We start from the raw sequence: 24,220 nt of genomic DNA on the forward strand, positions 1-24,220 counted from the left end.
ACCGGTATTTTAATGCGCCTACCCTTTGTTTTTCATATGATTGAGTCAAGAAAAGCGAAACAAACGAACGAAAAGCGCTAAAGCGACTTTCATCTATAAAGAAGAAAAACAAAGGGGATGAAGAAATGACATTGGCAATTGAAATGAAAGATGTAATGAAAAGTTTCAACGAAAAAACGGCACTTCGAAATGTAAATATTGAGGTGAAGCAAGGAGAGATATTCGGATTCCTTGGACCGAGTGGATCTGGTAAGACGACAACAGTAAAAATTTTAACTTCTCAATTGCTTCATAGTGTTGGAACGGTAAGAGTATTAGGGAAAGATATTACAGGACCAAGTAGCATCGATTACAAACGAATTGGTATTTTAACAGATAACAGCGGCTTATATGAAAGACTTAGCATTTATGATAACTTACTATTATTTTGTGACTTATATGATTGCAAAAAAGAACGAATCGATGAAGTACTAGCACAAGTGAATTTATTAGATGATAAAAAAACACCAGTAAAAAAATTATCAAAGGGAATGAAGCAACGTGTCACACTAGCAAGAGCAATCCTTCATAAACCAGATATCCTCTTCTTAGACGAACCAACATCTGCACTTGATCCAGTAAACGTACAAAACATTCATAAAATCTTAAAAGACTTAAATAAAGAAGGAACGACGATTTTCTTAACGACTCACAACATGGACGAAGCAGAAACGCTTTGTAACCGCATTGCCTTCCTGTGTGGCGGAGAGATTGTAGCACTTGATACACCGGAGAACCTTCGCTTACAATACGCGAAAGATCAAATACAAGTCGTGTTAAAGGATAAGAAGAAAGAAACGGTACAAAAAGATGAATTAGGTGCAAAACGTATTTCAGAATGGATGAACAAAGGAGAATTACTATCCATTCATTCACACGAACCAACTTTAGGCGATATCTTTATTGAAGTTACTGGGAGGGGATTATAATGACATTTTCAATGAGACGTGTATCAGCTATTTTTAGAAAAGAAGTACAAGATTTTAAGACAAATTCACAAGTGTTGTTAATGGCATTTTTACCAATTATACTTTCATTTTTGTTTAGCAGATTTGGAGTGGGAAAGGAAATGTTAGGCATTACTACTATAACGGCCTTCCTATTTGTCGCAGGCTTTGTTCAATCTATGGTAATTGCAGAAGAAAAAGAAAAACATACATTGCGTGTATTAATGCTATCACCGGCATCTTCGGTTGAAGTTCTACTTGGAAAAAGTATATTAACAGTATGTTTGACATTGGGCATTTGTATTGTGAACTTATTTATTTTGGATCAATTCAGTGGAAATCTATTATTGCTAGGATTTATTTTCTTATGTGGAACAATTTTATTTATTGTGATTGGAACAATGATTGGATTGTTAGCTGCATCTGTACCACAAACATCAATAATTGGAATGCCGATATTAATGACGATGTATTTGGCTGTACAGTTTGAGCCAATGGTTGAAAATAAAGTAATTAAGACGATGATTGGATATCTTCCAACATCTCATATTGTGAAAGCACTTAACAGTTTAGTAGGTGGGGCGGGATTTGGTAGTATTAGTGGGCATGTATTAAATGTTGCAGTTTGGCTTATTATATCGCTCTTTGTATGTTTAATCGTATATAAAAAGAAACAATTAGATTAAAAACTGAGCCAAAAGTGCTCAGTTTTTTCTTTTTTCTATCATTTCCTCGGAAATTTTACAATTCTTATACATATTTTTACATATTTTGTCGAAAAGTAATTAGTTATACGTTGTATAGGATACGTGAATATTGTTCAAAATGATTGCTGAGGTGATGATGGAATGCGAGGAAGAAATAATAAAAAGTCGCAAAAGGTAGTACATTTATTTCAAAAAAGATGGGTGTTTCCGGCACTATACATTGCTTGTGCAGCGGTAATCTTAATGGTTGCGCTATGGTTCCAAGGAGCTAATCCGAAGAAGACTCCAAACCACGATCAAGCAACACCGTATACACAATCGGAAGATCCAGCAGTACCAGTAACAAAATCTTCAGAAGTAGTGAAAATGCCAGCTGCCGCGAATGCGGAAGTAGTCGTACAGAAGAAATTCTATGAAGATGCAGCAACTGAGGCGGAACAAGAAAAAGCACTTGTCTTTTATAACAACACATATTCCCCGAATAAAGGAATTGACATTGCTGCGAAGAATGGAAAAGAATTCAATGTTGCTGCTGCTTTAAGTGGTACAGTAACGAAAGCTGAAAAAGATTCACTTCTTGGTTATGTTGTAACAGTTGATAGTGGAAATGGTGTAGCGGTATCTTATCAAAGCTTAGGCAGTGTGAAAGTAGAAAAAGGTGCAAGAGTTGCACAAGGTGAAGTATTAGGAACATCCGGTCTAAGTGCAATGAATAAAGAGGCAGGCTCTCACGTTCACTTTGAAGTACGTAAAGACAATGTGGCTGTGAACCCTGAACGTTACTTAAATAAATCAGTAACAGAAATTAAAGCTGATGCAGGTGCTGCAAAGGCTACGAATGCTTCTGGTAAAAAAGCTGATGACAAATCTCAAAAAGAAGAGAAGTCAACGAGCACGAAACCTGAAAGTAAAACAGAAGACAAGTCTCAAAAAGAAGAGAAATCAACAAGCGGTTCAACTAGTGACAAAAAAGAAGAACCGAAGAAAGAAGAAAAATCAACAAATGGTTCTACAGAATCATCTAACGATTCTTCTTCACAAGAATAAGAAAGTGAAAAAATCAGTTCCCACTAGGGGAGCTGATTTTTTTATTTTTATATAAAAATACTCAATTTCGAGAAAAAAGTTGCAATAACAAGGAAAAATGACGAGATTCTCGAATATATATTACAAAAGGGAGGGGATACTGTGTCATTTTTGTTTGTTCTGTCGACTGCTATTATTTTATTGTTTGTTTTATTCACTTTATATTATTACATTGCCGGTAAGAAAGAGGTTCCCCACCATCAATTATTAGAAGAAGAGTTTGAAAGAGAAGAATGACGCCTTACATATAAGGTGTCATTTTTTTCGCCAAAATAGTCACTGTTAACGTATTTCTCACAAAAAAACGTAATTTTTCTTAACTTAGTCCGCAAAAATAGTGAACATGTAGCATATATCAGTAGTGCGGGCAATACAATGGTATAAACCAAAGCAAAGAGAGTGTTTGAGGTGAGAAATCGTGAATCATTTCATTATAAATCCAAGAATGTTTAACGCTTACAAACAGCACTCACACTTACTTCTTAGTCGTATGCAGCGAGGCTCATTTCACCCTTCTCACATCCAAATTAGGGAGGCGAGTGGTGTGCACGATTACATCAAAGAGAGAACTATCAAGATTGGTAAGTATATCGTGGAGACAAGAAAGACAGTGCGTGTCATTGCAAAGGAATTTGGGGTATCAAAGAGTACAGTCCATAAAGATTTAACAGAACGTCTACCAGAAATTAATCCAGAGCTCGCAAATGAAGTGAAAGAAATTCTTGATTATCATAAGTCTATTCGTCATTTAAGAGGTGGAGAAGCAACAAAACAAAAGTATAGAAAAGAAGATGTAGAGAAGCCTGTACGTCAATAATGTTACAGTAGCAAACATTCCGTTCACATTCGGTAATATTTTTCAGAAGAATTCTTTTTGCGAATATTACGTTTCTGTTAAATTTATGATAAAATCAGAAATTAGGTGAAAAGAATTCGGGTGTAACCTGATTTTGAATATCGAGGAGGAAAAAACGGGAATGTTTGCGCGAGATATCGGAATTGACCTAGGTACGGCTAACGTATTAATTCATGTTAAAGGTAAGGGTATTGTATTAAATGAGCCATCTGTTGTGGCGATTGATCGTAATAGTGGTAAAGTATTAGCAGTAGGTGAAGAAGCGAGAAGCATGGTGGGACGTACGCCTGGTAATATTGTAGCAATTCGTCCACTTAAAGATGGTGTAATCGCAGACTTCGAAATTACAGAAGCAATGTTAAAGTATTTCATTAACAAATTGGACGTAAAGAGCTTCTTTTCAAAACCTCGTATTTTAATTTGTTGTCCAACAAATATTACATCAGTAGAACAAAAAGCAATTCGTGAAGCTGCTGAACGTTCAGGTGGTAAAACAGTATTTTTAGAAGAAGAACCAAAAGTAGCCGCAGTTGGTGCTGGTATGGAAATCTTCCAACCAAGCGGTAACATGGTTGTTGATATTGGTGGAGGTACAACAGATATCGCTGTACTATCTATGGGTGATATTGTTACCTCTTCCTCTATCAAAATGGCTGGCGATAAGTTTGATATGGAGATCTTAAACTATATTAAACGTAAGTATAAGCTATTAATCGGAGAACGTACTTCAGAAGATATTAAAATTAAAGTTGGTACAGTATTCCCAGGTGCACGTAGCGAAGAACTTGAAATTCGCGGACGTGACATGGTAACAGGCTTACCACGTACAATTACAGTATGCTCTGAAGAAATTACAGAAGCGTTAAAAGAAAATGCAGCTGTTATTGTACAAGCTGCAAAAGGCGTATTAGAGCGCACACCACCAGAACTATCTGCAGATATCATCGACCGCGGTGTTATTCTAACAGGCGGTGGAGCTTTACTACACGGTATCGACATGCTTCTAGCAGAAGAACTAAAAGTACCAGTATTAATTGCTGAAAACCCAATGCACTGCGTTGCGGTTGGTACAGGTATTATGTTAGAGAATATCGACAGATTACCAAAGCGTGCTTTGAGATAATTTGAAAGAACTAAGGCTAATGCCTTAGTTCTTTTTTCGTTTTTATATTTTTTTATTTTGTTTTTTTGCGAAAATGGAAGGAAAATAGAGAAATATGAAGGAAACAGGTAAAATATTCATATATATGGTTAAATTTAATATTTCCTTAATTGAAAACGTTTATAATATAATGAGTCGAATACGACATTAAGGCAAATAATGTTTCAATACATATTGCCTTTCCCTAATTTGGGCATACACTCTTTTCCACCTCCGTGTCAGTTGCAAAAATGTGCAACTATTTTAATGGAATAGAGTGTGTGCATTTTTTTTAGGAAGTTGTGCTAAATATAAAATGTTACTTTGTAATGACAAACAATAAACAAAATGGGATAATAGCAATATGTCCAAGTGGTAAGACCAATATTACAAAAGGGGCGATTGTTACATGCTAAATATAGAACAAATTAAAGAAATCATTCCTCACCGCTATCCATTTTTACTTGTTGATAAAATATTAGAAGTAGATGAAGGAAAAAGAGCGGTTGGGATTAAAAATGTATCCGCAAACGAAGAATTCTTTAACGGACACTTCCCTGACTATGCAGTTATGCCTGGTGTACTTATTGTAGAAGCATTAGCACAAGTCGGAGCAGTTGCAGTATTAAAGAAAGAAGAAAACCGCGGAAGACTTGCTTTCTTTGCAGGTATCGACAATTGCCGTTTCAAAAAACAAGTACGCCCAGGTGATCAGCTTCGTCTAGAAGTAGAAATGACACGCGTACGCGGCCCGATTGGAAAAGGAAAAGCAATCGCAACAGTAGATGGTGAAGTTGCATGTGAGGCAGAAATTACATTTGCGATTGGTGATAAAAAAGAATAGATAGTACTAAAAAATCTCCTTGTAAAAAGACAAGGAGATTTTTTTAATTTCCGCTATATAACGATGAAACGATAATATACAAACTAATCAGAAAATTACTTGTAAATAGATGTAAATTACCATATACTTACTTTATTGTTTATCTAGAAAACAGGATAAGTGATAAAGGTAATAAAGAAATAAGGGCATTGTCATATTGTTAAGGTACTTAAATAAGACAAAGTAGAATGTTATTGATTATGATGAGATATAGGGAAATCAGCAAAAATATTAATTAGACGTATGAAATCGAGCATAAGAGAGAGAAAAGGGAAATGTCGCATTTCACAAAAGGAGATTATGAATATGTTCGGGAGAAAGAAAAGAAAACCATTACGACAATTAATTACACATAAAGAGCCTAAATCGCGTATTACAGAACAATACCGTAACATTCGTACAAACATTGAGTTTACATCTGTAGATAATTATGTTCGTTCTATTATTGTTACTTCAGCCGATCCAGGTGATGGGAAAACAACGACAATCTCAAACTTAGCGGTTGTTTTCGGACAACAAGGAAAGAAAGTTTTATTAATTGGAGCTGACTTGCGTAAGCCGACGATACAAAACTTATTTGCTGTTCATAGTTCAAATGGATTAACAAACTTATTATCGGGACAAGCGAAACTTATGCAATGCATTCAAAAAACAGATATAGAGAACGTATACTTAATGGCAGCAGGCCCAATTCCGCCAAACCCAGCTGAATTATTAGGGAGCCGGATAATGGATGAGGCATTACTAGAAGCATATAACATGTTTGATATTATATTAATCGACACACCACCTGTCCTTGCGGTTACAGATGCACAAATACTAGCGAATAAATGTGATGGAATCGTACTCGTTGTACGAAGTGAAAAGACGGAAAAAGATAAAATCGTAAAAGCGAAACAAATATTAGATAAAGCATCAGGAAAACTACTAGGTGTTGTTTTGAACGATAAAAGAGAAGAAAAAGAGCAGTATGGTTATTACTAAAATAGAAAAAAGCCAATAAGAAATACTTGTTGGCTTTTTTTCTCATTTTGAAATTTATTTCTCAAGTTACATAGCATAAAAAACGTGATATGATAAATAATTTGGAAAACCATTGGAATGTGTTGTCATATTTAAGATTATTTTGTAAGATTATACTTGTTTGTTATGAACAAATATAGAACTGAATTATTAAAAATAAAAAATGTAAGATTTATATGTTATAATTTTTCCTATGTGTAAATTTTAGAAAGTTGGAGGAACTTATGGAAGAAACAATTAGTTTAAAAGAGTTATTTCATATTTTTAAAAAACGTTTAGCAATGATCCTCGTAATTGCCTTTGGTGCAGCAATAGTAAGTGCTATTATTAGCTTCTTCTTTATGACACCAATCTATCAATCTTCGACGCAAATTCTTGTTAACCAGAAGAAACAAGAGGGGGCAATGTTCCAAGCTGGTGAAATTCAAACGAATATTCAATTAACGAATACATATAAGGTTATTATTAAAAGCCCAGTAATCTTAGAACAAGTGAATGAAAAATTAAATTTAAATATGACAGCGCAAGAGTTAACAAAAAAGGTTAATGTTGCGAATGAAAAGGATTCACAAGTAATCGCTGTAACAGCTGAGGATAAAGATCCTAAAATAGCTCGTGATATCGCTAATGCAACTGCAGATGTATTTAAAGGTGAAGTTGCAAAAATTATGAACGTTGATAACGTAACAGTAATATCTAAAGCAGAAGTTACAGAAAATCAATCTCCGATTAAACCAGCTCCTATGCTTAATGTAGCAATTGCTTTCATTGTTGGTTTAATAGCTTCAGTTGGTCTTGCATTCTTACTTGAATACTTAGATAACACAGTGAAAAAAGAAGAAGATGTAGAAAATTTACTTGGTTTACCAGTGTTAGGTATTGTAGCTCGTATGGATGAAGAAACAATGAACGTGAAATCACACGCTCCATCATCAAGAAAAGTGAGGGGACAAACAATTGGCTCTTAATTTATTTAAAAAGAAAAAGAATCATCGTCAACGCCGTCAATTAATTGCTCATCAACAACCGAAATCACCAATTTCAGAACAATATCGTAATATTCGAACGAATATTGAATTTGCAGCTATTGATACAAATTTACATTCATTAATGGTAACGTCTGCGAATCCGAGTGAAGGGAAAACGACAACGACAGCGAATATGGCAGTTGTGTTTGCACAACAAGGAAAGAAAGTATTATTAATTGATGCAGATATGCGTAAACCAGCAATGCATCAAATGTTCCAAGTAGATAATATTTTTGGACTCACGAACGTATTAACACATAGTGAACGTTTAGAAAAATGTGTACAAACAACATTAGTTGATAATCTACACTTTTTAGCTTGTGGTCCAATCCCACCAAACCCGGCCGAATTGTTAGGTTCAAAGTCAATGAAGGAACTTCTTGGACAAGCATACAGTATGTATGATTTAGTTATTTTTGATATGCCACCAATTTTAGCTGTAACCGATGCGCAAATTATGGCAAATGTATGTGATGCTTCTGTTCTTGTTGTTCGTAGTGAATCAACAGAGAAAGAAACAGCAGTAAAAGCAAAAGGATTATTGGAGTCTGCAAAAGGTAAATTGTTAGGTGTTGTTCTAAACGACCGTGAACGTGAACAAGGCTTATATTATTATTACGGTGCAAACTAGTTTTAAAGTGAGATATGGTAAAAACATATCTCCTTTTTTCCCTTGAACATGAGAAATCTCTTATATTCAAGGGAAAAAAGATCTTTATAGGAGAGAGGGAGGATGAAACAAATGATAGATTTACATTGTCACATTTTACCTGGTATCGATGATGGTGCACAGACAGTAACAGATAGTTTAGCAATGGCACAACAAGCCGTAGCAGAAGGAATACATACAATTGTCGCAACGCCGCACCACAAAAATGGCAAATATGTAAACGAACGTACCTCAATTATTCATCACGTAAAACAATTAAATGATGAACTACAACAACATAATATCCCACTTACTATTTTACCGGGGCAAGAGGTCAGATTATATGGTGATTTATTAGAAGACTATGAATCTGGTAAAATCGTTACTTTAAATGAAACAAATAAATATATATTCATTGAATTCCCGTCGAATCACGTACCTCGTTATGCAGAACAACTATTATATGAACTACGTGTAAAAGGAATGATCCCAATTATTGTTCACCCGGAACGTAATGCCGAGTTAATCGAGCGGCCAGATAAGTTATATAACATTGTAAATAAAGGGGCATTAACGCAAGTAACGGCAGGTAGTTTATTAGGGAAATTCGGTAAAAAAATTAAAAAGTTTTCACTTCAACTTGTAGAACATAATTTAACACATATGGTGGCTTCAGATGCACATAACACAACTTCAAGAGGATTTCATTTAGCAGAAAGCTATGAACTAATTGAGAAAGAATTTGGGACGAATGTTATGGGTGATTTAAAAGAGAATCCATATTTATTAATTAGTGGAAAAGCAATTTATAAAGAAGATCCAGAACAAATTCGCCGTAAAAAGTTGTTCGGTATTTTTTAAATGAAAAATTGGTGATGCCTCCTAACCGTTATCAACGGGGGCACTCGGTCGTGCTGTGGGTAGAAAATTTTATTTCGAACCTACCTTAGACGCTTGTCGTCGGGAGTATGACGTGAGGATGGGTTAGATGCCCATAATTTATTTATGGTAGAAACTCTACCTATGGAGTTATAACTATGACTCCATAGATAGGGTTTTTGTTATTGCTACATATAAATATTAAAATGCGGAGGGTTATAATTGAAAAAAGTAAGAAAGGCAATTATTCCAGCGGCTGGTCTTGGGACAAGATTTTTACCAGCAACGAAAGCGATGCCGAAAGAAATGTTACCTATCGTTGATAAACCGACAATTCAATACATAGTAGAAGAAGCGATAGAATCAGGAATTGAAGATATTATTATTGTTACTGGAAAAGGTAAACGTGCTATTGAAGATCATTTTGATCATTCCTTTGAATTAGAGCAAAACCTTTTAGAAAAAGGGAAGTATGAAATGCTTGAAAAAGTACAAGCATCTTCAAAAATTAATATTCATTACATAAGACAAAAAGAACCAAAGGGTCTAGGACACGCAGTGTGGTGCGCACGTAAGTTTATTGGAAATGAACCATTTGCAGTATTACTTGGTGATGATATTGTACAAGCAGAAACACCATGTTTACGTCAATTGATGGATCAATATGAAGGTACACAGTCTTCTGTTATAGGTGTACAAACAGTACCAGAAAATGAAACTCATCGTTACGGTATTATTGACCCAGTTGAACAAGATGACCGTCGTTATCAAGTGCGACAATTTGTTGAAAAGCCAGCAGAAGGTACAGCACCATCGAATTTAGCAATTATGGGTCGTTATGTGTTAACGCCAGAAATCTTTATGTTCCTTGAAAATCAGCAGACAGGTGCTGGTGGGGAAATTCAATTAACAGATGCGATTCAACGATTAAATGAAATTCAACGAGTATTTGCATATGACTTCGAAGGTACTCGTTATGATGTTGGGGAGAAATTTGGATTTATTAAGACAACTATTGAGATGGCACTTCAGCATGCAAATTTAAATAAAGAATTAATAAAGTACATGAATGAGATTATAAAAAGGGAAAAATTACACGCATAAGGGAAAGGTGATATATTTGGATAGTCGTGAAATAGTTAGTGAGCCATTGGAAGGAAGTACATTGGAGGTAAAAAAATCTAGTGGAATATATTTATGTTTAAAGAGAACTATGGATCTCATTGGGGCTATAGTGGGATTAATAATTTTTTCTCCAATATTTCTTTTAATTTCAATTTTATATATGACAGGGGATAATAAAGGGCCTATCTTTTTTAAACAGATTCGTATGGGGAAGAATGGAAAAGAATTTTATATTTATAAATTTAGATCAATGATTGTAAATGCGGAAGAAAAATTAAAGAGAAATGAAATATTATATAGAAAATACATAGATAATAATTACAAATTAGAACCAAGTGAAGATCCACGCATAACAAAAGTAGGACAGTTTTTAAGAAAGACTAGTTTAGATGAACTGCCACAGTTTTTAAATGTTTTAAAAGGTGATATGAGCCTTGTTGGCCCAAGACCAGTAGTCCAAGAAGAGTTAATAGAGTATGGTAAAAGAAAAGATGAATTTTTATCTGTAAAGCCAGGTCTTACAGGTTATTGGCAAGTAAGTGGTAGAAGTGATGTAGGATACCCAGAGAGAGTAGAATTAGAACTCCATTATATTTATAATTGCTCTATTTTGTTTGACATGAAAATAATCTTTTTAACAATGGTACATGTAATAATGAGAAAAGGAGCATATTGAATAGATGAATAAAATCTCTGTATTAATACCGACTTATAACGCGGAACAGTACATATATGATTTGTTAACTAGGTTATATAATCAAGATTTAAGAAATAATCAAGAGTTAGAAATTATCATTGTAGATTCTGCATCTAAAGACAGAACGATTTCAATTATAGAGGAAAAATTCCCTGAAACGATTGTAAAATCAATTAATAATCAAGACTTTGATCATGGGGGGACACGCAATTATTTGGCTTCACTAGCGAAAGGGAATATTTTATTGTTTATGACACAGGATGCTATACCTTGTGATAATCAATTAATATCCAAATTGGTAGATTCCTTAGGAGATGAAGAGATAGTTGTAAGTTATGCAAGGCAAATTCCAAGGGAAGATGCGAATCTTTTAGAAAAATTCGCTAGATCATTTAATTATCCAAAGGTTTCGATAGCAAAAAATAAGGACTCAATTGAAAAAATGGGAGTAAAGACTTTCTTTAATTCTAATGTATGTAGTGCATATAAAAGAGATTGGTTTTTACAGTTAGGAAAATTTCCAACGAAAGTTATCCTTAATGAGGATATGATTTTTGCAGCTAAATCAATTTTTAGTAATAAAAAAGTTTATTATTGTGCAGAAGCTAAAGTTTTTCATTCCCATAATTATGGACTTATTCAACAATTTAAAAGATATTTTGATATAGGTATGGCTTTTGAGGAGACAAAATACCTTTTAGAGCATGTTTCTAATGAAAAAGAAGGTATTAAAATGATAAAAAAACAAATGTCTTATTTAATTGAGAATAGAAAATATCATTTAATAATATACGCTTTAATAGAATCAGGTATAAAATTGATAGCATATCGTTTAGGGAAAATTCATAAAATATTTCCGTATAAATTAAAGAAAAAATTATCAGCCTATATGAAATGAATTAGTGAGGGATATAATATTGGAATTACTATTTTATTTAGTTATATCACTAAGTATATTAATGACTATCTTGATCATAGGTTATACAAAAGATTTATTTAATCCAGTGAGTTTAACTTGTTTCTTTTGGATATTACCAGTACTATTTAGTAGTTTTAAATTATCAGGATTACAGCAGGATGAATGGACAGATTTGACCTATGTTTTATTAATATATAGTATGTTAGCATTTGTTATATTACCGTCAATTTTTATATTTGCAAGTTATAAAAAAGACGTATTAAATAATTCAAAAGAAAAATTGAAAAAACTAAGCATGAGAGTTAATAAAAATTTTGTATTAGTTCTTATGTTTATTGTCGTTGGTGCGTATTTCTTAGAAAATAAGATTTCTTCAGGGTATATATTCCCTATACTATTAACTAATAGCTCAATAGATATTCATACAGTTTCTGTAAGTGTTTTGTCAATTATTACGAGGAGTTTTGTTCCGGTTGTTAGTTTATTATTATTCATGGTATACCTTAATGAGAAAAAGAAGTTGTATATATTCTTTATTATTTTAGTGATGTTATTACCAGTTACTAGATTAGCGCGTTTTGATATCGTAATGGCAGTAATACCCTTAATGGGATTGTTATTTACTATTGCCAAAAATAAAAGGAAATTTATGTTTAGATTTGGAATAGTTTTTGCCATTATGTTAATATCGGGGGCTGCTATTGGTGAATTGAGAATGACCCATGGGTATAAGTATGATATTAGTTATTCAGAAGGAATTTCTTTTCATGGATACGGAGGACCTTTTGATGTTTTTGCTATATTATATGGATATTTTGCATTGTCTGTAGAAAATTTAGATAGATTTATTAGTGCCAACTATCAATTTGCAGATTTCCAGTATGGAAAATTTATGTTAAGGCCAGTATTTGTGGGGATTTTAAAATTTAATAATATATTTGCTGATTATCCTTTATATGAATATGTTAATGAAATGCGAAATCCAGTTGCCGGTTTTGCTACAGTTCATACTGCATTAGTTGATTTTAGTATGGACTTTGGATATTATTTAGCAATTATTCCCATGGTTCTGTTCTCGATGATAGGAGTATATATGTATGTTAATTCATATAAGAGTATTAAGAGTAAAATTATGTATCTAGCGTATTCACAAGTTTATATTTTTATGGCATTTCAAAACCTGTTTATAGAGCCTAGATTATGGTATCAGTTGTTATTTTTCTTCTTATTATTTAGGTTTATAGGAAAAGAAAAGAATGGATAGTAGATTATAAAAGTTTAAGGAGTATGTTATGGGGAAAATAGGTATTGTAATTTTAAATTGGAATAATTTTTTGGCAACTATAAATTTAATAGATAATATAATGGATAATATTGGAGGGGAATTCGTTTATAAATTATATGTAGTTGATAATGGGTCTGAAGATAATTCTGTGAATATAATAAAAGAACATTTATCAAGGTATCCTAAATCTTTATTCCAAGTAATTGAAAGTGATATTAATTTAGGATATGCACAAGGGAATAACTTAGGAATAGAGGAATGTATAAAGGAAGAATGTGAATATATTACTATATTAAATAACGATATAATTTTAAAAGCTTCAATTTTTGAGGAAATGGCAGATTTTTTATCTCTTAACGATGATATAGGACTAGTTACTCCCAAAATACTAAATGAAGATCAAAGTATTCAAAAATGGTGTGCTAGAAAAGAAACAAAAATAATACATAGATTTGTTGTGTACAGTCCATTACAACGCTTATTATCAAAAACAAAAACTTATCAAGAATATTTTTATGATGTTCAAATGATGGATAGTCCAACTGAAATAGAATTATTTTCAGGAGCAGCTTTTATGATGAAAAGAGAAATTTTCGAACGGGTTAAAATGTTTGATCCAAATACATTTTTATATGAAGAGGAACTGATTTTAGCGCACAAAATAAGAGCAATAGATAAAAAGATATATCTATTGCCTAACGTTAGTGTTATTCATGAAGATGGTGGAACAACTAGTAGATTAGGCCTAATAAAGTATAAATATATGCTTGAAAGTGAAGATTATTATCTTAATAAATATGCAGAAGAGCGATTTTTGTTTTTTAAAAAAGTCACATTAAAATTATTTAGAAATGTGATTTTTTTATTGAAAAAATGTAAGGCTTAATTATTTTGTTGAGGAGAGCGTATCAAATGAAAGTATTATACATGAGTAGGAGTGATTTATTTACCAAAAGGGGAGGAGATACGGTACAAATTGAAAATACTGCAAGGGAATTAAGAGGGAAAAATGTTGAAGTAGAATTTTATTCCGGGCCCATGGATTTGAAGAGTAAGAAATATGACATTGTTCATATATTTAACTCATACAACGTGGCTGAAACATTATGTAATATTAAAATAGCAAAGAATTTGGGGAAGAAAGTGGTTTTAACTCCTATATATCATCCTGATTTTTATTTAAAAAATATGTTGGAAGCTGGTATTGATAAGAAAAAGAAATTTTTATTTTCATTTTCGTCATATCAATTTTATATGACAATTAATAATTTTATTAAAGATTTAGTATTAAATAAAAGAATTAATTTATCTTTATTAGCACAGGGGTATAGGATAAAAAGAAAAAAAATCTTTAATTCAGTAGATGGTATCTTGCCAAATTCTCAAATGGAAAAGGATTATATATTAAAGGAAAACAATTTAAAATCGCACCCTTTCATACAAATTATTCCTAATGGTGTAGATAATCATATTTTTAATATAGTTCAAAATGTGAGGGAAAAAAAAGATAAGAAAATAGTATGTATCGGGAGAATAGAACCACTAAAAAATCAAAGTTTAATACTAAAAGCTTTTCAAAAATCCGTCCTATATAAGGATGGGTATCAATTATTATTTTTTGGTGCAACTAATAATAATCATCATAATTATGTTGAAGATTTCATTACAAATGTTAATCGGGATCCGCAGGTTCAATATATAGGTGAGGTAAAACAAGAAGTATTGTTTGAACATTTGTCTAAAGCAAGGGGCTTAGTGCATGCAAGTTGGTTTGAGACAACTGGATTAATAGGATTAGAGGCAGGTATTTTTGAAATACCTGTTGTAATGACTAATTCAGGATTTACTAAAAGTTATTTTAAAAATAATGTTATTTATTGCTCGCCTAATGATGAGATATCGATAGAGCATGCATTAAATGCATTACAGAATATTAATGAGGAAAAAGTGAGTGAATTAAAAAAAGACATAGATAATTTTTATAACTGGGATTATATTTCGGGCGTAACTTTATCTGCTTATGATACAGTTTTAAATAAAGATTATAAGGAATGTTAGCATGATTAAAGATTCATTATATATGATGGTAACGATGTTTGTTAGGATAATGGCCAATACTTTGCTTTTCATTGTTTTAGCTAGGACATGGGGAGTAGAGGGATTTGGCCAATTTATGTTTTGTTTTACTATTGGTGCAATACTAGTAGTCATTGTAGACTATGGCTTTGGTTTAAAATTAGTTAAAGATATAAGTAAAAAACCAAATAAAATTAAAGAATATGTTAATGAAGCATTTTATTCCAAACTAATTTTAACCATATTCTTACTAATTTTAAGCTACCTAAGTTTATATACTTTTGAATGGCGTGAAGGAAACTTCGGAATATTCTTTTTATTGATAGTATCTCACATATTTTGGAGTTTTGGAACATTTTTATGTTTACCTTTGAGAAGCCTCTCTTATTTTAATGTGGAGGCAAAAATCAACCTTTATGGAAATATAGTACATATATTGGTAGTTATGATATCCCTATATATGAATGCGGATAAAACTATGGTAGCAGTTGCTTTCATATGTTCACGTTTATTCAACTTTGTATATGCGTATAGAATCTACATGATATATGTAGGAAAAATAGCAATAAAGCATATAAAAATAAAAAAAATAATATTAAATTTAAAGCAAAACTTTCCGTATGCAATTCACTTAGCAATAGGAACATTATATTTTCAAGTAGATACTATAGTTGTACAGTACTATATCGGTAATACGGGACTTGGTTTATATCAAGCTGGTATAAAGATCTTAACAGCAGGGTTAATATTTAGTGATGCCCTAACTAATGTATATATTACGCGTTTATCTAAAGTAGAATCTAATGAAAAACTAATTATATTAGGTACTCAAATGAATACTTATATGCTTTTAGTTGGTGGAATCCTATCAATAGGAATCATTAATTTTGCAGATTTAATTATAAATATTATGTATGGTGAGCAGTTTATAAGTACAATTCCATTATTATATGGATTTGCTATTACATTATTTTTACGTTATTTTGCTTCTACCCATGGTGCAGTTTTAACAATTTCGAATAAGCAGGGGCTAAGGGCGTTAGGAGTAACCTTATCATTATTGATTAACGTAGTTTGTAATGTGATTTTAATCCCTAAATTTGGATTGAATGGTGCTTTGTTATCAGGAATGATTACAGTCGTTTTTCTAAATGTGCTATATTTTGTGGCTGTACATCGATTAATTAGAAGTGTATTTTTGGATAAAAAAAATATACTTCTATTAATTTTATATGGCATCTTATTAGTTTTATCTATTGCATATTTAATTCACTATGATATTTTTATACGAATTGTTATATGGATAATAGTCGCCATTCCTTTAATGGTATTTTTATTGATTAAAATGCGAAAAGTGAAAAGGAGATAATATGAAAAGAAGAAAAATATTAAATTTTTTATCTATTATACTGAAATACCCACTTTTTTTGTTATCTTTTTTAGTTCCTAAATCTTCTAAGATATGGGTTATGGGTGCATGGTATGGTGAAAGGTATTCTGATAATAGTAAATATTTGTTTGAGCACATAGTTACAAATGAAGATAATATTATACCAATATGGCTAACTCATAATCAAGAAATCCTAATAAAATTAAGATCTAGAGGCCAAAGAGTATATTTAATAAATTCCATTCTAGGATATTGGTATTCTTGTAGGGCATCTGTAGCAATTTTTTCATCAGGTTTAGTGGATGTAAATTCATTAGGGTTATATAGAGCCAAGAAGGTTCAGCTTTGGCATGGTATTCCTTTAAAAAAGATTGGTTATGATGATAAATTTTCTTATCCACAGGGTAAGAAAAAAAAGTTGATTGGTTATATAAAAAGTATAATTTTCCCTTATACTGATGAAAAATGGGACGCTATGATTTCTACAAGTCCTTTGGTATCAAAGTATTTTCATTCGGCTTTTAATATAGCAGAAGATAATATATATGTTACTGGATATCCGAGAAATGACATTCTTTTTGAAAAAAACATCCCTGAGATTAAAATAATAAGTGAGTTAAAAGTGAGGTATAAATGCAATAAGATAATTGGTTATGTACCTACTTTTAGGAATGGTCAATTCAATTTATTAACAACTAAGGATAGAGAAAAATTGGAGCAATTTTTAGAGAAAGAAAATTGCATTCTTTTAGTAAAATTACATTTTGTAGATATGGTTAGAAATAATTTTAAGGTTAATAATTTTAATTCTCGACTGGTATTTTTAGGGGAAGAAGTTAGTGACGTTAATATTCTTTTACCACACTTTGATATTTTATTAACAGATTATTCTAGTGTATATTTTGATTATTTATTATTAGATAGACCAATAGTATTTACGCCATTTGATTTACAAGAATATAAAAATAGTAGTCGTGAACTATATGAAGATTATGAGAATGTAACACCTGGTAGTAAATGTGCTAATTGGACAGAAGTTGAAGATGCATTAATGGAATTAATAAATGGTCACGATGACTATAAACTAGAAAGAAGTTTAGTGAGAGCGAAGCATTTTAGTTATGTAGATAATAAAAATAGTGTGCGAGTTGTGGATGTAATTAATAATTTGAAAAATAAAGGTCAGAGAGGGGAAAAGGAATGAAAGGAATAATTTTAGCAGGTGGTAGTGGTACACGTCTATATCCATTAACAATGGTAACAAGTAAACAATTGTTACCTATATACGATAAACCAATGATCTATTACCCACTATCTACACTGATGTTAGCGGGAATTCGTGAAATTTTAATTATTTCAACACCAGAGGATACACCACGTTTTGAATCTTTGTTAGGAGATGGATCTCAATTTGGTATTTCTCTTCAATATAAAGTACAACCAAGTCCAGATGGATTAGCGCAAGCATTTATTATTGGTGAAGAATTTATTGGTGATGATTCTGTAGCGATGGTACTAGGGGACAACATTTATTATGGTAGCGGAATGCGTAAAATGTTACAGCGTGCAGCTCAGAAAGAAAGTGGAGCTACAGTGTTTGGTTATCACGTACATGATCCAGAGCGTTTTGGTGTAGTTGAATTTGATGAGAACGGAAAAGTATTGAGTGTAGAAGAAAAACCGAAAGAACCAAAATCTAATTATGCAATTACTGGTCTATATTTCTATGATAATCGTGTAGTTGAAATTGCAAAAAATGTTAAACCATCGGCACGTGGAGAATTAGAAATTACATCTATAAATGAAGCGTATTTAAATAGTGGTGAGTTAGAAGTTGAATTATTAGGTCGTGGTTATACATGGTTAGATACGGGTACGCACCAAAGTCTAGTGGATGCAACAAACTTTGTAAAAACAGTTGAAGATCATCAAGGAATTAAAATTGCAGCACTTGAAGAGATTGGATTTATTAATGGTTGGATTAATAAAGAAACTTTAATTGAATCAGGTGATCAGTGCTCTAAAAATGGCTATGGTCAATATTTATTAAAAGTAGCAAACGGCAGTATTAAATATTAAGTTGGAGTGAACATAATGAAAGTTTTAGATACAAACTTATTAGGTGTAAAAGTAATTGAGCCAAAAGTATTTGGAGATCATCGTGGTTGGTTTATGGAAACGTATAGCGATAAGGCAATGAAAGAAGCTGGAATTGATCTGCAATTTGTACAAGACAATCAATCCTTTTCTGCAACAAAAGGAACACTTCGTGGTTTACACTATCAGTTAAATCCTAAAGCACAAACTAAGCTTGTACGTTGTACACGTGGATCAATCTTTGATGTAGCGGTCGACATTCGTAAGGGAAGTCCTACATACGGTCAATGGTTCGGTATTGAGCTAAGTGCAGAAAATAAAAAACAGTTATTAGTTCCAAAAGGATTTGCACATGGATTTATGACATTAACAGACGATGTTGAGGTTCAGTATAAAGTTGATGAATTATATGCTCCGGAATGCGATCGAGGCATTGTTTGGAACGACGCTGAAATTGGTGTTGAGTGGCCAATGGAAATTCAACCAGTGCTATCTGAAAAAGATGAAAAAGCACCTTCATTAAAAGAAGCAGAAACAAACTTTGTATACGGGGAGTAAAAAAAATGAAAATTTTAGTAACCGGTTATAATGGTCAGCTTGGATATGACGTAGTAAAACGTGGAGAGAAGCAAGGACTAGAAATGCAAGGTATTGGAATAGAAGATTTAGATATTACAAACGAAGCTGCGGTTTATGAATTTGTAGATAAAGTAAAACCAGATGCAATTATTCATTGTGCAGCATATACGGCTGTTGATAAATCTGAAGATGATAAAGAACTTTGTTGGAACGTGAATGTAGAAGGTACAAAATACCTTGCTACAGCAGCAAAAAAATTAAATGCTAAATTTGTTTATATTAGTACGGATTATGTATTTGATGGAGAAGGAACGCATGCATTTTTAGAAACTGACGAACCTAATCCGGTTGGATACTATGGTTTAACAAAGTATGAGGGAGAAAAAGTAGTTAGAAGCCTAATAGATAGCAACTTTATTGTGCGTATTTCATGGGTGTTCGGTATTAATGGAAATAACTTTATTAAAACAATGCTTCGTTTAGGCGAAACACGTAATGAACTGAACGTTGTGGGAGATCAAATAGGATCACCAACTTACACATATGACTTAGCTCATTTGTTAGTTGATATGGTCGTAACAGAGAAATATGGTACATATCATGCTACAAATGAAGGTTTCTGCAGTTGGGCTGAATTTGCACAAGAAATTTTTGAGATTGCAGGACAAGATGTAAAAGTAAATAGTATTACAACAGAAGAGTATCCTACTCGCGCAGTACGTCCTAAAAATTCACGTATGTCGAAGCAGAAATTAATTGATAATGGATTTAAACCATTGCCGGTTTGGCAAGAGGCAACAAAACATTATATTACACAATTACAGCAAGAGGTGAAATAAGATGGAAAAAAAGAAAGTATTAGTAACAGGTGGCGCAGGTTTTATTGGGGGGAACTTTGTTCAGTATATGGTAAATAAATATCCTCAATACCATATTGTTAATTTAGACGTACTAACATATGCGGGAGATTTAACAAAACATAAAGATATTGAGAATAAAGATAACTATTCATTTGCTAAGGTTGATATCGTAGACCGTCAAGCGGTAAACCAATTATTTGAACAAGAAAAATTCGAATATGTTGTTCATTTTGCTGCAGAAAGCCATGTCGATCGTTCAATTACTGAACCTGAAGTATTTATTAGCACAAATGTATTAGGGACACAAGTGTTATTAGATGCAGCAAAAGAGTATGGCATTACTAAATTTGTTCACGTATCAACAGATGAAGTATACGGCGAATTAGATTTTGATCCAACTACATTCTTCACAGAAGATACACCTTTACAACCAAATAGCCCATATAGTGCAAGTAAAGCTTCTTCTGACTTATTAGTTCGAGCATATCATGAGACATTCGGTTTACCAATTAACATTACACGCTGCTCAAACAATTATGGACCATTCCATTTCCCAGAAAAATTAATTCCATTAACAATTTCACGTGTATTAAATGATGAAAAGGTTCCTGTATATGGGGACGGTAAAAATATTCGCGACTGGTTACACGTTATTGATCATTGTGCTGCAATTGATTTAGTTATGCATGAGGGTGCAAATGGAGAGGTTTATAATGTTGGTGGACATAATGAGCGTACAAATTTAGAAGTAGTAAAAACTATTATTAGTACACTTGGCAAATCGGAAGAACTAATCGAGTTTGTTCAAGATCGACTAGGTCACGATAAGCGTTACGCAATTGATCCGACAAAACTAGAGGAATTAGGTTGGAAACCAACTTACACATTTGAAACAGGAATTGCTCAAACAATCCAGTGGTATTTAGATAATGAAGAATGGTGGAAAGCAATTGTATCGGGTGAATATCAGAATTATTTTGTTAATCAATATAAAACATTATTAAATAAGTGATGAATTATATTAATTATATTAATTTATAAAAGCCCAAGATCTAAATATAAGGAAAAATAGGAGAGATATATTAAAATCTCTTAATAAAAAATCATGCATATAAGAAATCAATTGATAGGAGTGAAACTTTTATAATGCGAAGAGTTTTGACATATGGAACATTTGATTTACTACATTATGGTCATATAAATTTAGTAAGGCGAGCAAAAGATCTAGGTGATTATTTAATAGTTGGATTATCAACAGATGAATTTAATGCATTAAAAGGAAAAGAATCATATTTTAAATTTGAAGAAAGAAAAATGCTACTGGAAAGCATTAGATATGTTGATTTAGTGATATCGGAAAATACTTGGGAACAAAAGATTGAAGATATTGTAAAGTATGAAATTGATATTTTTGTTATGGGGGACGATTGGGAAGGGAAATTTGACTTTTTAAAAGAATATTGTGAAGTGATTTATTTACCACGAACTGAAGATATATCAACTACTCAAATAAAAAGTGAACTTTCATTACAATCATAAGGAATAAAAAAGCTTTTATTTATAAATGTATTTGTTGTAATATGGTGAATAACAATAATGCATAATTAGTTATAAATAAAAATTAAAGAAGGTATAAGTTATGAAAAAGAAAATTTTATTTTGGATTCTAGGTATAATAGGTTTTCTAGTAATTGCAGGTGGAGTATATGCATATTATGTCTATTCTAATGTATCAAATACATTAGATGCAGTGCATAAACCACTGGATCGTGATAAGTCTGAAAAACGCGATAAGAAAGTAGATGTTGCAGATAATAAGCCAATATCTATTTTACTAATGGGTGTGGATCAAAGAGCAGAAGAGACAGGGCGTTCAGATTCAATGATGTTATTCACGCTAAACCCACAAAAAAAGTCTATGAAAATCACTAGTATTCCACGTGATTCTTATACAGAAATTGTAGGTAAAGGTAAAAAGGATAAGATTAATCATGCGTATGCCTTTGGTGGAATTGATATGTCTGTAAAAACGGTAGAGAATTTTCTTGATATACCAGTTGATCATTATATTGAAGTGAACATGGCTGGTTTTAAAGATGTTGTTGATGCAGTTGGTGGAGTAGATGTTAATAATGATTTAGAATTCAAATATGAAGGATCACAATTCGCTAAAGGAAATATACATCTTAATGGTACGGAAGCATTAAGATATTCCCGTATGCGTTATGAAGATCCACGTGGTGACTTCGGCCGCCAAATGCGTCAACGTCAAGTTATCCAAGCTGTAATTAAAAAGGGTGCAAGTGTATCTTCTCTAGCAAGTTACGGTAATGTGTTAACAGCAATTGAGAAAAACGTTAAAACAAGTTTAACTCAAGATCAAATGTTTGATATTCAAAAGAACTATAAAGATTGCATGGAGAATAGTGAAGAAATCCAAATCCCGGGTGACGGCCACAAAGCTGCTGATGGTATTTGGTACTACTACGTTCCAGATGCAGCGAAACAAGATATTACGAATAAGTTAAGAGCGCATCTTGAATTGACTAAGTAATATGTAATAACCCAACTCCTTTGGTAGGAGTTGGGTTTATTTTTGCATGGATTTATATTAGTATTATATATTGTGAGATTAATAGATGAGGTGAATCGATGAATAAGAAAGCGGTACTTGTCCTTGTTATTTTTGTATTGTTTGTCGCTTCGATTGTGAGCGGTAAATTGTACTGGAATAAGAAGATTGCGAATGCAACAGGGCAAACGAGTGAAGTAACGAAAACAAAGGCTGAAGTGAAAGATAGTGGGGCAAAGAAAGAAGAGAAAAAGGAAGAGAAAAAACAAGATGCGAGGTCATCTTTTAATGAGACATACGCGAAGAACTTGCCAGATGCAGTGAAAGAGAAGTTAAAGAAAGCTGCTGAGGATAAAAAGGCAGTAAATCTTGTTATTGTTGGTGATGAAGGTTCTTCATCTGAAAAAGGTACTTGGGCAGCTAAGTTAACAGCTAATTTAGAAACTGCTTACGGTAAAGGTTTATGGAATGTGACTGTAAAGGAATATAAGGGTGAAAGCACAGAAGAATTAATTACGAATAAACGTGATAAAGAGATTGCAAAAGAGAATCCAGATGTGATTTTATTTGAACCACCATTTATTACTGATAATGGTAAAACTGGTAATGGTAACTCTGTAGTAAATACACAGAAGTTTGTTCAAGCACTTTCTACTAGTGCAAAGGGTGCTACGATTATGATTCAACCATCAAATCCAGTGTATGGTGCGAAGAATTATCCGAAAGCGATTGAAGCATTAAAGCAATTTGCGGTGCAAAATAATTATACATATATTGATCATTGGGGAGCATGGCCTGATGCAACAACAAAGGCAATTTTACCATACTTACAAGAAGAGTTTGGTTTCCCAAGTGCGAAAGGGTATGACGTTTGGGCGAAATATGTAACTGATTATTTCGTTGCTAAGTAAAAAGGAAGTTTCATGGGGTAATCATTTCTGTTGTGATTGCCTCTTTTTTGTTAATAAGCTATAACAATGGAGGTATACTCATGACAATACTTGTAACAGGTGGAGCAGGATATATTGGTAGTCATACATGTGTAGAATTACTAAATAGCGGTTACGAAGTTATAGTAGTGGATAATCTTTCGAATAGCTCGGTAGAATCTATAAATCGAGTGAAAGAAATAACAGGAAAACAATTTAAGTTTTATAAAGAAGACGTTTTAAATCGCGAAGCGCTTGACGCAATTTTTGAAGAAAATGCAATTGAAGCAGTTATTCACTTTGCAGGATTTAAAGCTGTAGGGGAGTCAGTAGCGATTCCATTAACATATTATCATAACAACATTACAAGCATGTTAGTGCTATGTGAAGTAATGCAGAAACATAATGTAAAGAAGATAATCTTTAGTTCATCTGCAACTGTATATGGTATCC

At 32.4% G+C, this 24,220-nt stretch carries 27 protein-coding genes; all 27 read left to right on the forward strand.

The genetic code is table 11. The features are described 5' to 3' along the window. Window positions 1-125: 125 nt before the first annotated feature. Window positions 126-968 (forward strand): ABC transporter ATP-binding protein, encoded by an 843-nt coding sequence (locus tag HFD78_RS17105; protein WP_000170855.1) that lies wholly within the window; start codon window positions 126-128, stop codon window positions 966-968. Beyond that, the gene (locus HFD78_RS17110) at window positions 968-1,672 is read left to right on the forward strand and encodes an ABC transporter permease (RefSeq protein WP_000144447.1); all 705 of its coding nucleotides are present in this window, start codon (window positions 968-970) and stop codon (window positions 1,670-1,672) included. Before HFD78_RS17105 ends, HFD78_RS17110 begins: the two co-directional genes overlap by 1 nt. A 162-nt stretch (window positions 1,673-1,834) precedes the next feature. Next, window positions 1,835-2,740: a stage II sporulation protein SpoIIQ gene (gene spoIIQ / locus HFD78_RS17115; RefSeq protein WP_001214926.1), complete on the forward strand. Its 906-nt coding sequence runs from the start codon at window positions 1,835-1,837 to the stop codon at window positions 2,738-2,740. 141 nt (window positions 2,741-2,881) lie between these two features. Next, window positions 2,882-3,016 (forward strand): hypothetical protein, encoded by a 135-nt coding sequence (locus HFD78_RS17120; protein WP_000008901.1) that lies wholly within the window; start codon window positions 2,882-2,884, stop codon window positions 3,014-3,016. A 307-nt stretch (window positions 3,017-3,323) separates the two neighbouring features. Beyond that, window positions 3,324-3,596: a sporulation transcriptional regulator SpoIIID gene (gene spoIIID / locus HFD78_RS17125; RefSeq protein ID WP_000544012.1), complete on the forward strand. Its 273-nt coding sequence runs from the start codon at window positions 3,324-3,326 to the stop codon at window positions 3,594-3,596. 160 nt (window positions 3,597-3,756) lie between these two features. Continuing rightward, on the forward strand, window positions 3,757-4,758 hold the full coding sequence (gene mreB, locus HFD78_RS17130) for a rod shape-determining protein (RefSeq protein ID WP_000457978.1): 1,002 nt from the start codon (window positions 3,757-3,759) through the stop codon (window positions 4,756-4,758). Between the two features lie 427 nt (window positions 4,759-5,185). Further along, the gene (gene fabZ, locus HFD78_RS17135; RefSeq protein ID WP_000931959.1) at window positions 5,186-5,620 is read left to right on the forward strand and encodes a 3-hydroxyacyl-ACP dehydratase FabZ; all 435 of its coding nucleotides are present in this window, start codon (window positions 5,186-5,188) and stop codon (window positions 5,618-5,620) included. 345 nt (window positions 5,621-5,965) lie between these two features. Beyond that, complete coding sequence (locus HFD78_RS17140; RefSeq protein ID WP_141551780.1) at window positions 5,966-6,643, forward strand: CpsD/CapB family tyrosine-protein kinase; 678 nt, start codon at window positions 5,966-5,968, stop codon at window positions 6,641-6,643. Between the two features lie 263 nt (window positions 6,644-6,906). Next, window positions 6,907-7,650: a YveK family protein gene (locus HFD78_RS17145; protein ID WP_030029446.1), complete on the forward strand. Its 744-nt coding sequence runs from the start codon at window positions 6,907-6,909 to the stop codon at window positions 7,648-7,650. Beyond that, entirely contained in the window at window positions 7,640-8,341 is a 702-nt protein-coding gene (locus HFD78_RS17150) for a CpsD/CapB family tyrosine-protein kinase (RefSeq protein ID WP_030029444.1), read from the forward strand. The genes HFD78_RS17145 and HFD78_RS17150 overlap by 11 nt, the downstream gene beginning before the upstream one ends. Before the next feature lie 111 nt (window positions 8,342-8,452). Continuing rightward, window positions 8,453-9,220, forward strand: coding sequence for a tyrosine-protein phosphatase (locus HFD78_RS17155; protein ID WP_098794330.1), 768 nt, complete (start codon window positions 8,453-8,455; stop codon window positions 9,218-9,220). A gap of 240 nt (window positions 9,221-9,460) precedes the next feature. Continuing rightward, a complete protein-coding gene (bpsC, locus tag HFD78_RS17160; RefSeq protein ID WP_070184491.1) occupies window positions 9,461-10,342 on the forward strand; it encodes a UTP--glucose-1-phosphate uridylyltransferase BpsC in 882 nt (293 codons plus the stop codon). Between the two features lie 16 nt (window positions 10,343-10,358). Beyond that, window positions 10,359-11,039, forward strand: coding sequence for a sugar transferase (locus tag HFD78_RS17165; RefSeq protein ID WP_070184490.1), 681 nt, complete (start codon window positions 10,359-10,361; stop codon window positions 11,037-11,039). 4 nt (window positions 11,040-11,043) lie between these two features. Beyond that, complete coding sequence (locus HFD78_RS17170; RefSeq protein ID WP_030029438.1) at window positions 11,044-11,958, forward strand: glycosyltransferase family 2 protein; 915 nt, start codon at window positions 11,044-11,046, stop codon at window positions 11,956-11,958. Window positions 11,959-11,977: 19 nt separating this feature from the next. Next, window positions 11,978-13,243, forward strand: a complete 1,266-nt coding sequence (locus HFD78_RS17175; RefSeq protein WP_030029437.1) for an O-antigen polymerase — start codon at window positions 11,978-11,980, stop codon at window positions 13,241-13,243. 28 nt (window positions 13,244-13,271) lie between these two features. Further along, on the forward strand, window positions 13,272-14,150 hold the full coding sequence (locus HFD78_RS17180) for a glycosyltransferase (protein ID WP_098794323.1): 879 nt from the start codon (window positions 13,272-13,274) through the stop codon (window positions 14,148-14,150). Window positions 14,151-14,176: 26 nt separating this feature from the next. Further along, window positions 14,177-15,322 carry a glycosyltransferase family 4 protein gene (locus tag HFD78_RS17185; protein WP_070184488.1) on the forward strand — a complete coding sequence of 382 codons (1,146 nt, stop codon included), beginning with the start codon at window positions 14,177-14,179 and terminating at the stop codon, window positions 15,320-15,322. 1 nt (window position 15,323) lies between these two features. Further along, window positions 15,324-16,709: an oligosaccharide flippase family protein gene (locus tag HFD78_RS17190; protein WP_098794322.1), complete on the forward strand. Its 1,386-nt coding sequence runs from the start codon at window positions 15,324-15,326 to the stop codon at window positions 16,707-16,709. Window position 16,710: 1 nt separating this feature from the next. After that, a complete protein-coding gene (locus tag HFD78_RS17195) occupies window positions 16,711-17,934 on the forward strand; it encodes a CDP-glycerol glycerophosphotransferase family protein (RefSeq protein ID WP_030029427.1) in 1,224 nt (407 codons plus the stop codon). Continuing rightward, window positions 17,931-18,809 (forward strand): glucose-1-phosphate thymidylyltransferase RfbA, encoded by an 879-nt coding sequence (gene rfbA / locus HFD78_RS17200; protein ID WP_023523537.1) that lies wholly within the window; start codon window positions 17,931-17,933, stop codon window positions 18,807-18,809. Before HFD78_RS17195 ends, rfbA begins: the two co-directional genes overlap by 4 nt. Before the next feature lie 15 nt (window positions 18,810-18,824). Then, complete coding sequence (rfbC, locus tag HFD78_RS17205) at window positions 18,825-19,385, forward strand: dTDP-4-dehydrorhamnose 3,5-epimerase (RefSeq protein ID WP_030029423.1); 561 nt, start codon at window positions 18,825-18,827, stop codon at window positions 19,383-19,385. 5 nt (window positions 19,386-19,390) lie between these two features. Further along, window positions 19,391-20,245: a dTDP-4-dehydrorhamnose reductase gene (gene rfbD, locus HFD78_RS17210; protein ID WP_030029421.1), complete on the forward strand. Its 855-nt coding sequence runs from the start codon at window positions 19,391-19,393 to the stop codon at window positions 20,243-20,245. 1 nt (window position 20,246) lies between these two features. Continuing rightward, on the forward strand, window positions 20,247-21,278 hold the full coding sequence (rfbB, locus tag HFD78_RS17215) for a dTDP-glucose 4,6-dehydratase (RefSeq protein ID WP_030029419.1): 1,032 nt from the start codon (window positions 20,247-20,249) through the stop codon (window positions 21,276-21,278). 134 nt (window positions 21,279-21,412) lie between these two features. Continuing rightward, window positions 21,413-21,805 carry a glycerol-3-phosphate cytidylyltransferase gene (tagD, locus tag HFD78_RS17220; RefSeq protein ID WP_030029417.1) on the forward strand — a complete coding sequence of 131 codons (393 nt, stop codon included), beginning with the start codon at window positions 21,413-21,415 and terminating at the stop codon, window positions 21,803-21,805. Window positions 21,806-21,905: 100 nt separating this feature from the next. Then, the gene (gene tagU, locus HFD78_RS17225) at window positions 21,906-22,820 is read left to right on the forward strand and encodes a polyisoprenyl-teichoic acid--peptidoglycan teichoic acid transferase TagU (protein ID WP_030029416.1); all 915 of its coding nucleotides are present in this window, start codon (window positions 21,906-21,908) and stop codon (window positions 22,818-22,820) included. A 98-nt stretch (window positions 22,821-22,918) separates the two neighbouring features. Beyond that, complete coding sequence (locus HFD78_RS17230; RefSeq protein ID WP_030029415.1) at window positions 22,919-23,749, forward strand: SGNH/GDSL hydrolase family protein; 831 nt, start codon at window positions 22,919-22,921, stop codon at window positions 23,747-23,749. 80 nt (window positions 23,750-23,829) lie between these two features. Next, a partial coding sequence (locus HFD78_RS17235) for an SDR family NAD(P)-dependent oxidoreductase (protein ID WP_191968095.1) occupies window positions 23,830-24,220 on the forward strand: 391 nt, incomplete at its 3' end.

Source organism: Bacillus sp. EKM501B (assembly GCF_011800505.1).
In the GTDB taxonomy this organism is placed as follows: domain Bacteria; phylum Bacillota; class Bacilli; order Bacillales; family Bacillaceae_G; genus Bacillus_A; species Bacillus_A cereus.

Coding starts and splice junctions, on each gene's coding strand:
- HFD78_RS17105 (WP_000170855.1), top strand. CDS start 126: ATGACATTGGCAATTGAAATGAAAGATGTAATGAAAAGTTTCAACGAA.
- HFD78_RS17110 (WP_000144447.1), top strand. CDS start 968: ATGACATTTTCAATGAGACGTGTATCAGCTATTTTTAGAAAAGAAGTA.
- spoIIQ (WP_001214926.1), top strand. CDS start 1,835: ATGCGAGGAAGAAATAATAAAAAGTCGCAAAAGGTAGTACATTTATTT.
- mreB (WP_000457978.1), top strand. CDS start 3,757: ATGTTTGCGCGAGATATCGGAATTGACCTAGGTACGGCTAACGTATTA.
- fabZ (WP_000931959.1), top strand. CDS start 5,186: ATGCTAAATATAGAACAAATTAAAGAAATCATTCCTCACCGCTATCCA.
- HFD78_RS17140 (WP_141551780.1), top strand. CDS start 5,966: ATGTTCGGGAGAAAGAAAAGAAAACCATTACGACAATTAATTACACAT.
- HFD78_RS17145 (WP_030029446.1), top strand. CDS start 6,907: ATGGAAGAAACAATTAGTTTAAAAGAGTTATTTCATATTTTTAAAAAA.
- HFD78_RS17155 (WP_098794330.1), top strand. CDS start 8,453: ATGATAGATTTACATTGTCACATTTTACCTGGTATCGATGATGGTGCA.
- HFD78_RS17170 (WP_030029438.1), top strand. CDS start 11,044: ATGAATAAAATCTCTGTATTAATACCGACTTATAACGCGGAACAGTAC.
- HFD78_RS17180 (WP_098794323.1), top strand. CDS start 13,272: ATGGGGAAAATAGGTATTGTAATTTTAAATTGGAATAATTTTTTGGCA.
- HFD78_RS17185 (WP_070184488.1), top strand. CDS start 14,177: ATGAAAGTATTATACATGAGTAGGAGTGATTTATTTACCAAAAGGGGA.
- HFD78_RS17190 (WP_098794322.1), top strand. CDS start 15,324: ATGATTAAAGATTCATTATATATGATGGTAACGATGTTTGTTAGGATA.
- HFD78_RS17195 (WP_030029427.1), top strand. CDS start 16,711: ATGAAAAGAAGAAAAATATTAAATTTTTTATCTATTATACTGAAATAC.
- rfbA (WP_023523537.1), top strand. CDS start 17,931: ATGAAAGGAATAATTTTAGCAGGTGGTAGTGGTACACGTCTATATCCA.
- rfbC (WP_030029423.1), top strand. CDS start 18,825: ATGAAAGTTTTAGATACAAACTTATTAGGTGTAAAAGTAATTGAGCCA.
- rfbD (WP_030029421.1), top strand. CDS start 19,391: ATGAAAATTTTAGTAACCGGTTATAATGGTCAGCTTGGATATGACGTA.
- rfbB (WP_030029419.1), top strand. CDS start 20,247: ATGGAAAAAAAGAAAGTATTAGTAACAGGTGGCGCAGGTTTTATTGGG.
- tagD (WP_030029417.1), top strand. CDS start 21,413: ATGCGAAGAGTTTTGACATATGGAACATTTGATTTACTACATTATGGT.
- tagU (WP_030029416.1), top strand. CDS start 21,906: ATGAAAAAGAAAATTTTATTTTGGATTCTAGGTATAATAGGTTTTCTA.
- HFD78_RS17230 (WP_030029415.1), top strand. CDS start 22,919: ATGAATAAGAAAGCGGTACTTGTCCTTGTTATTTTTGTATTGTTTGTC.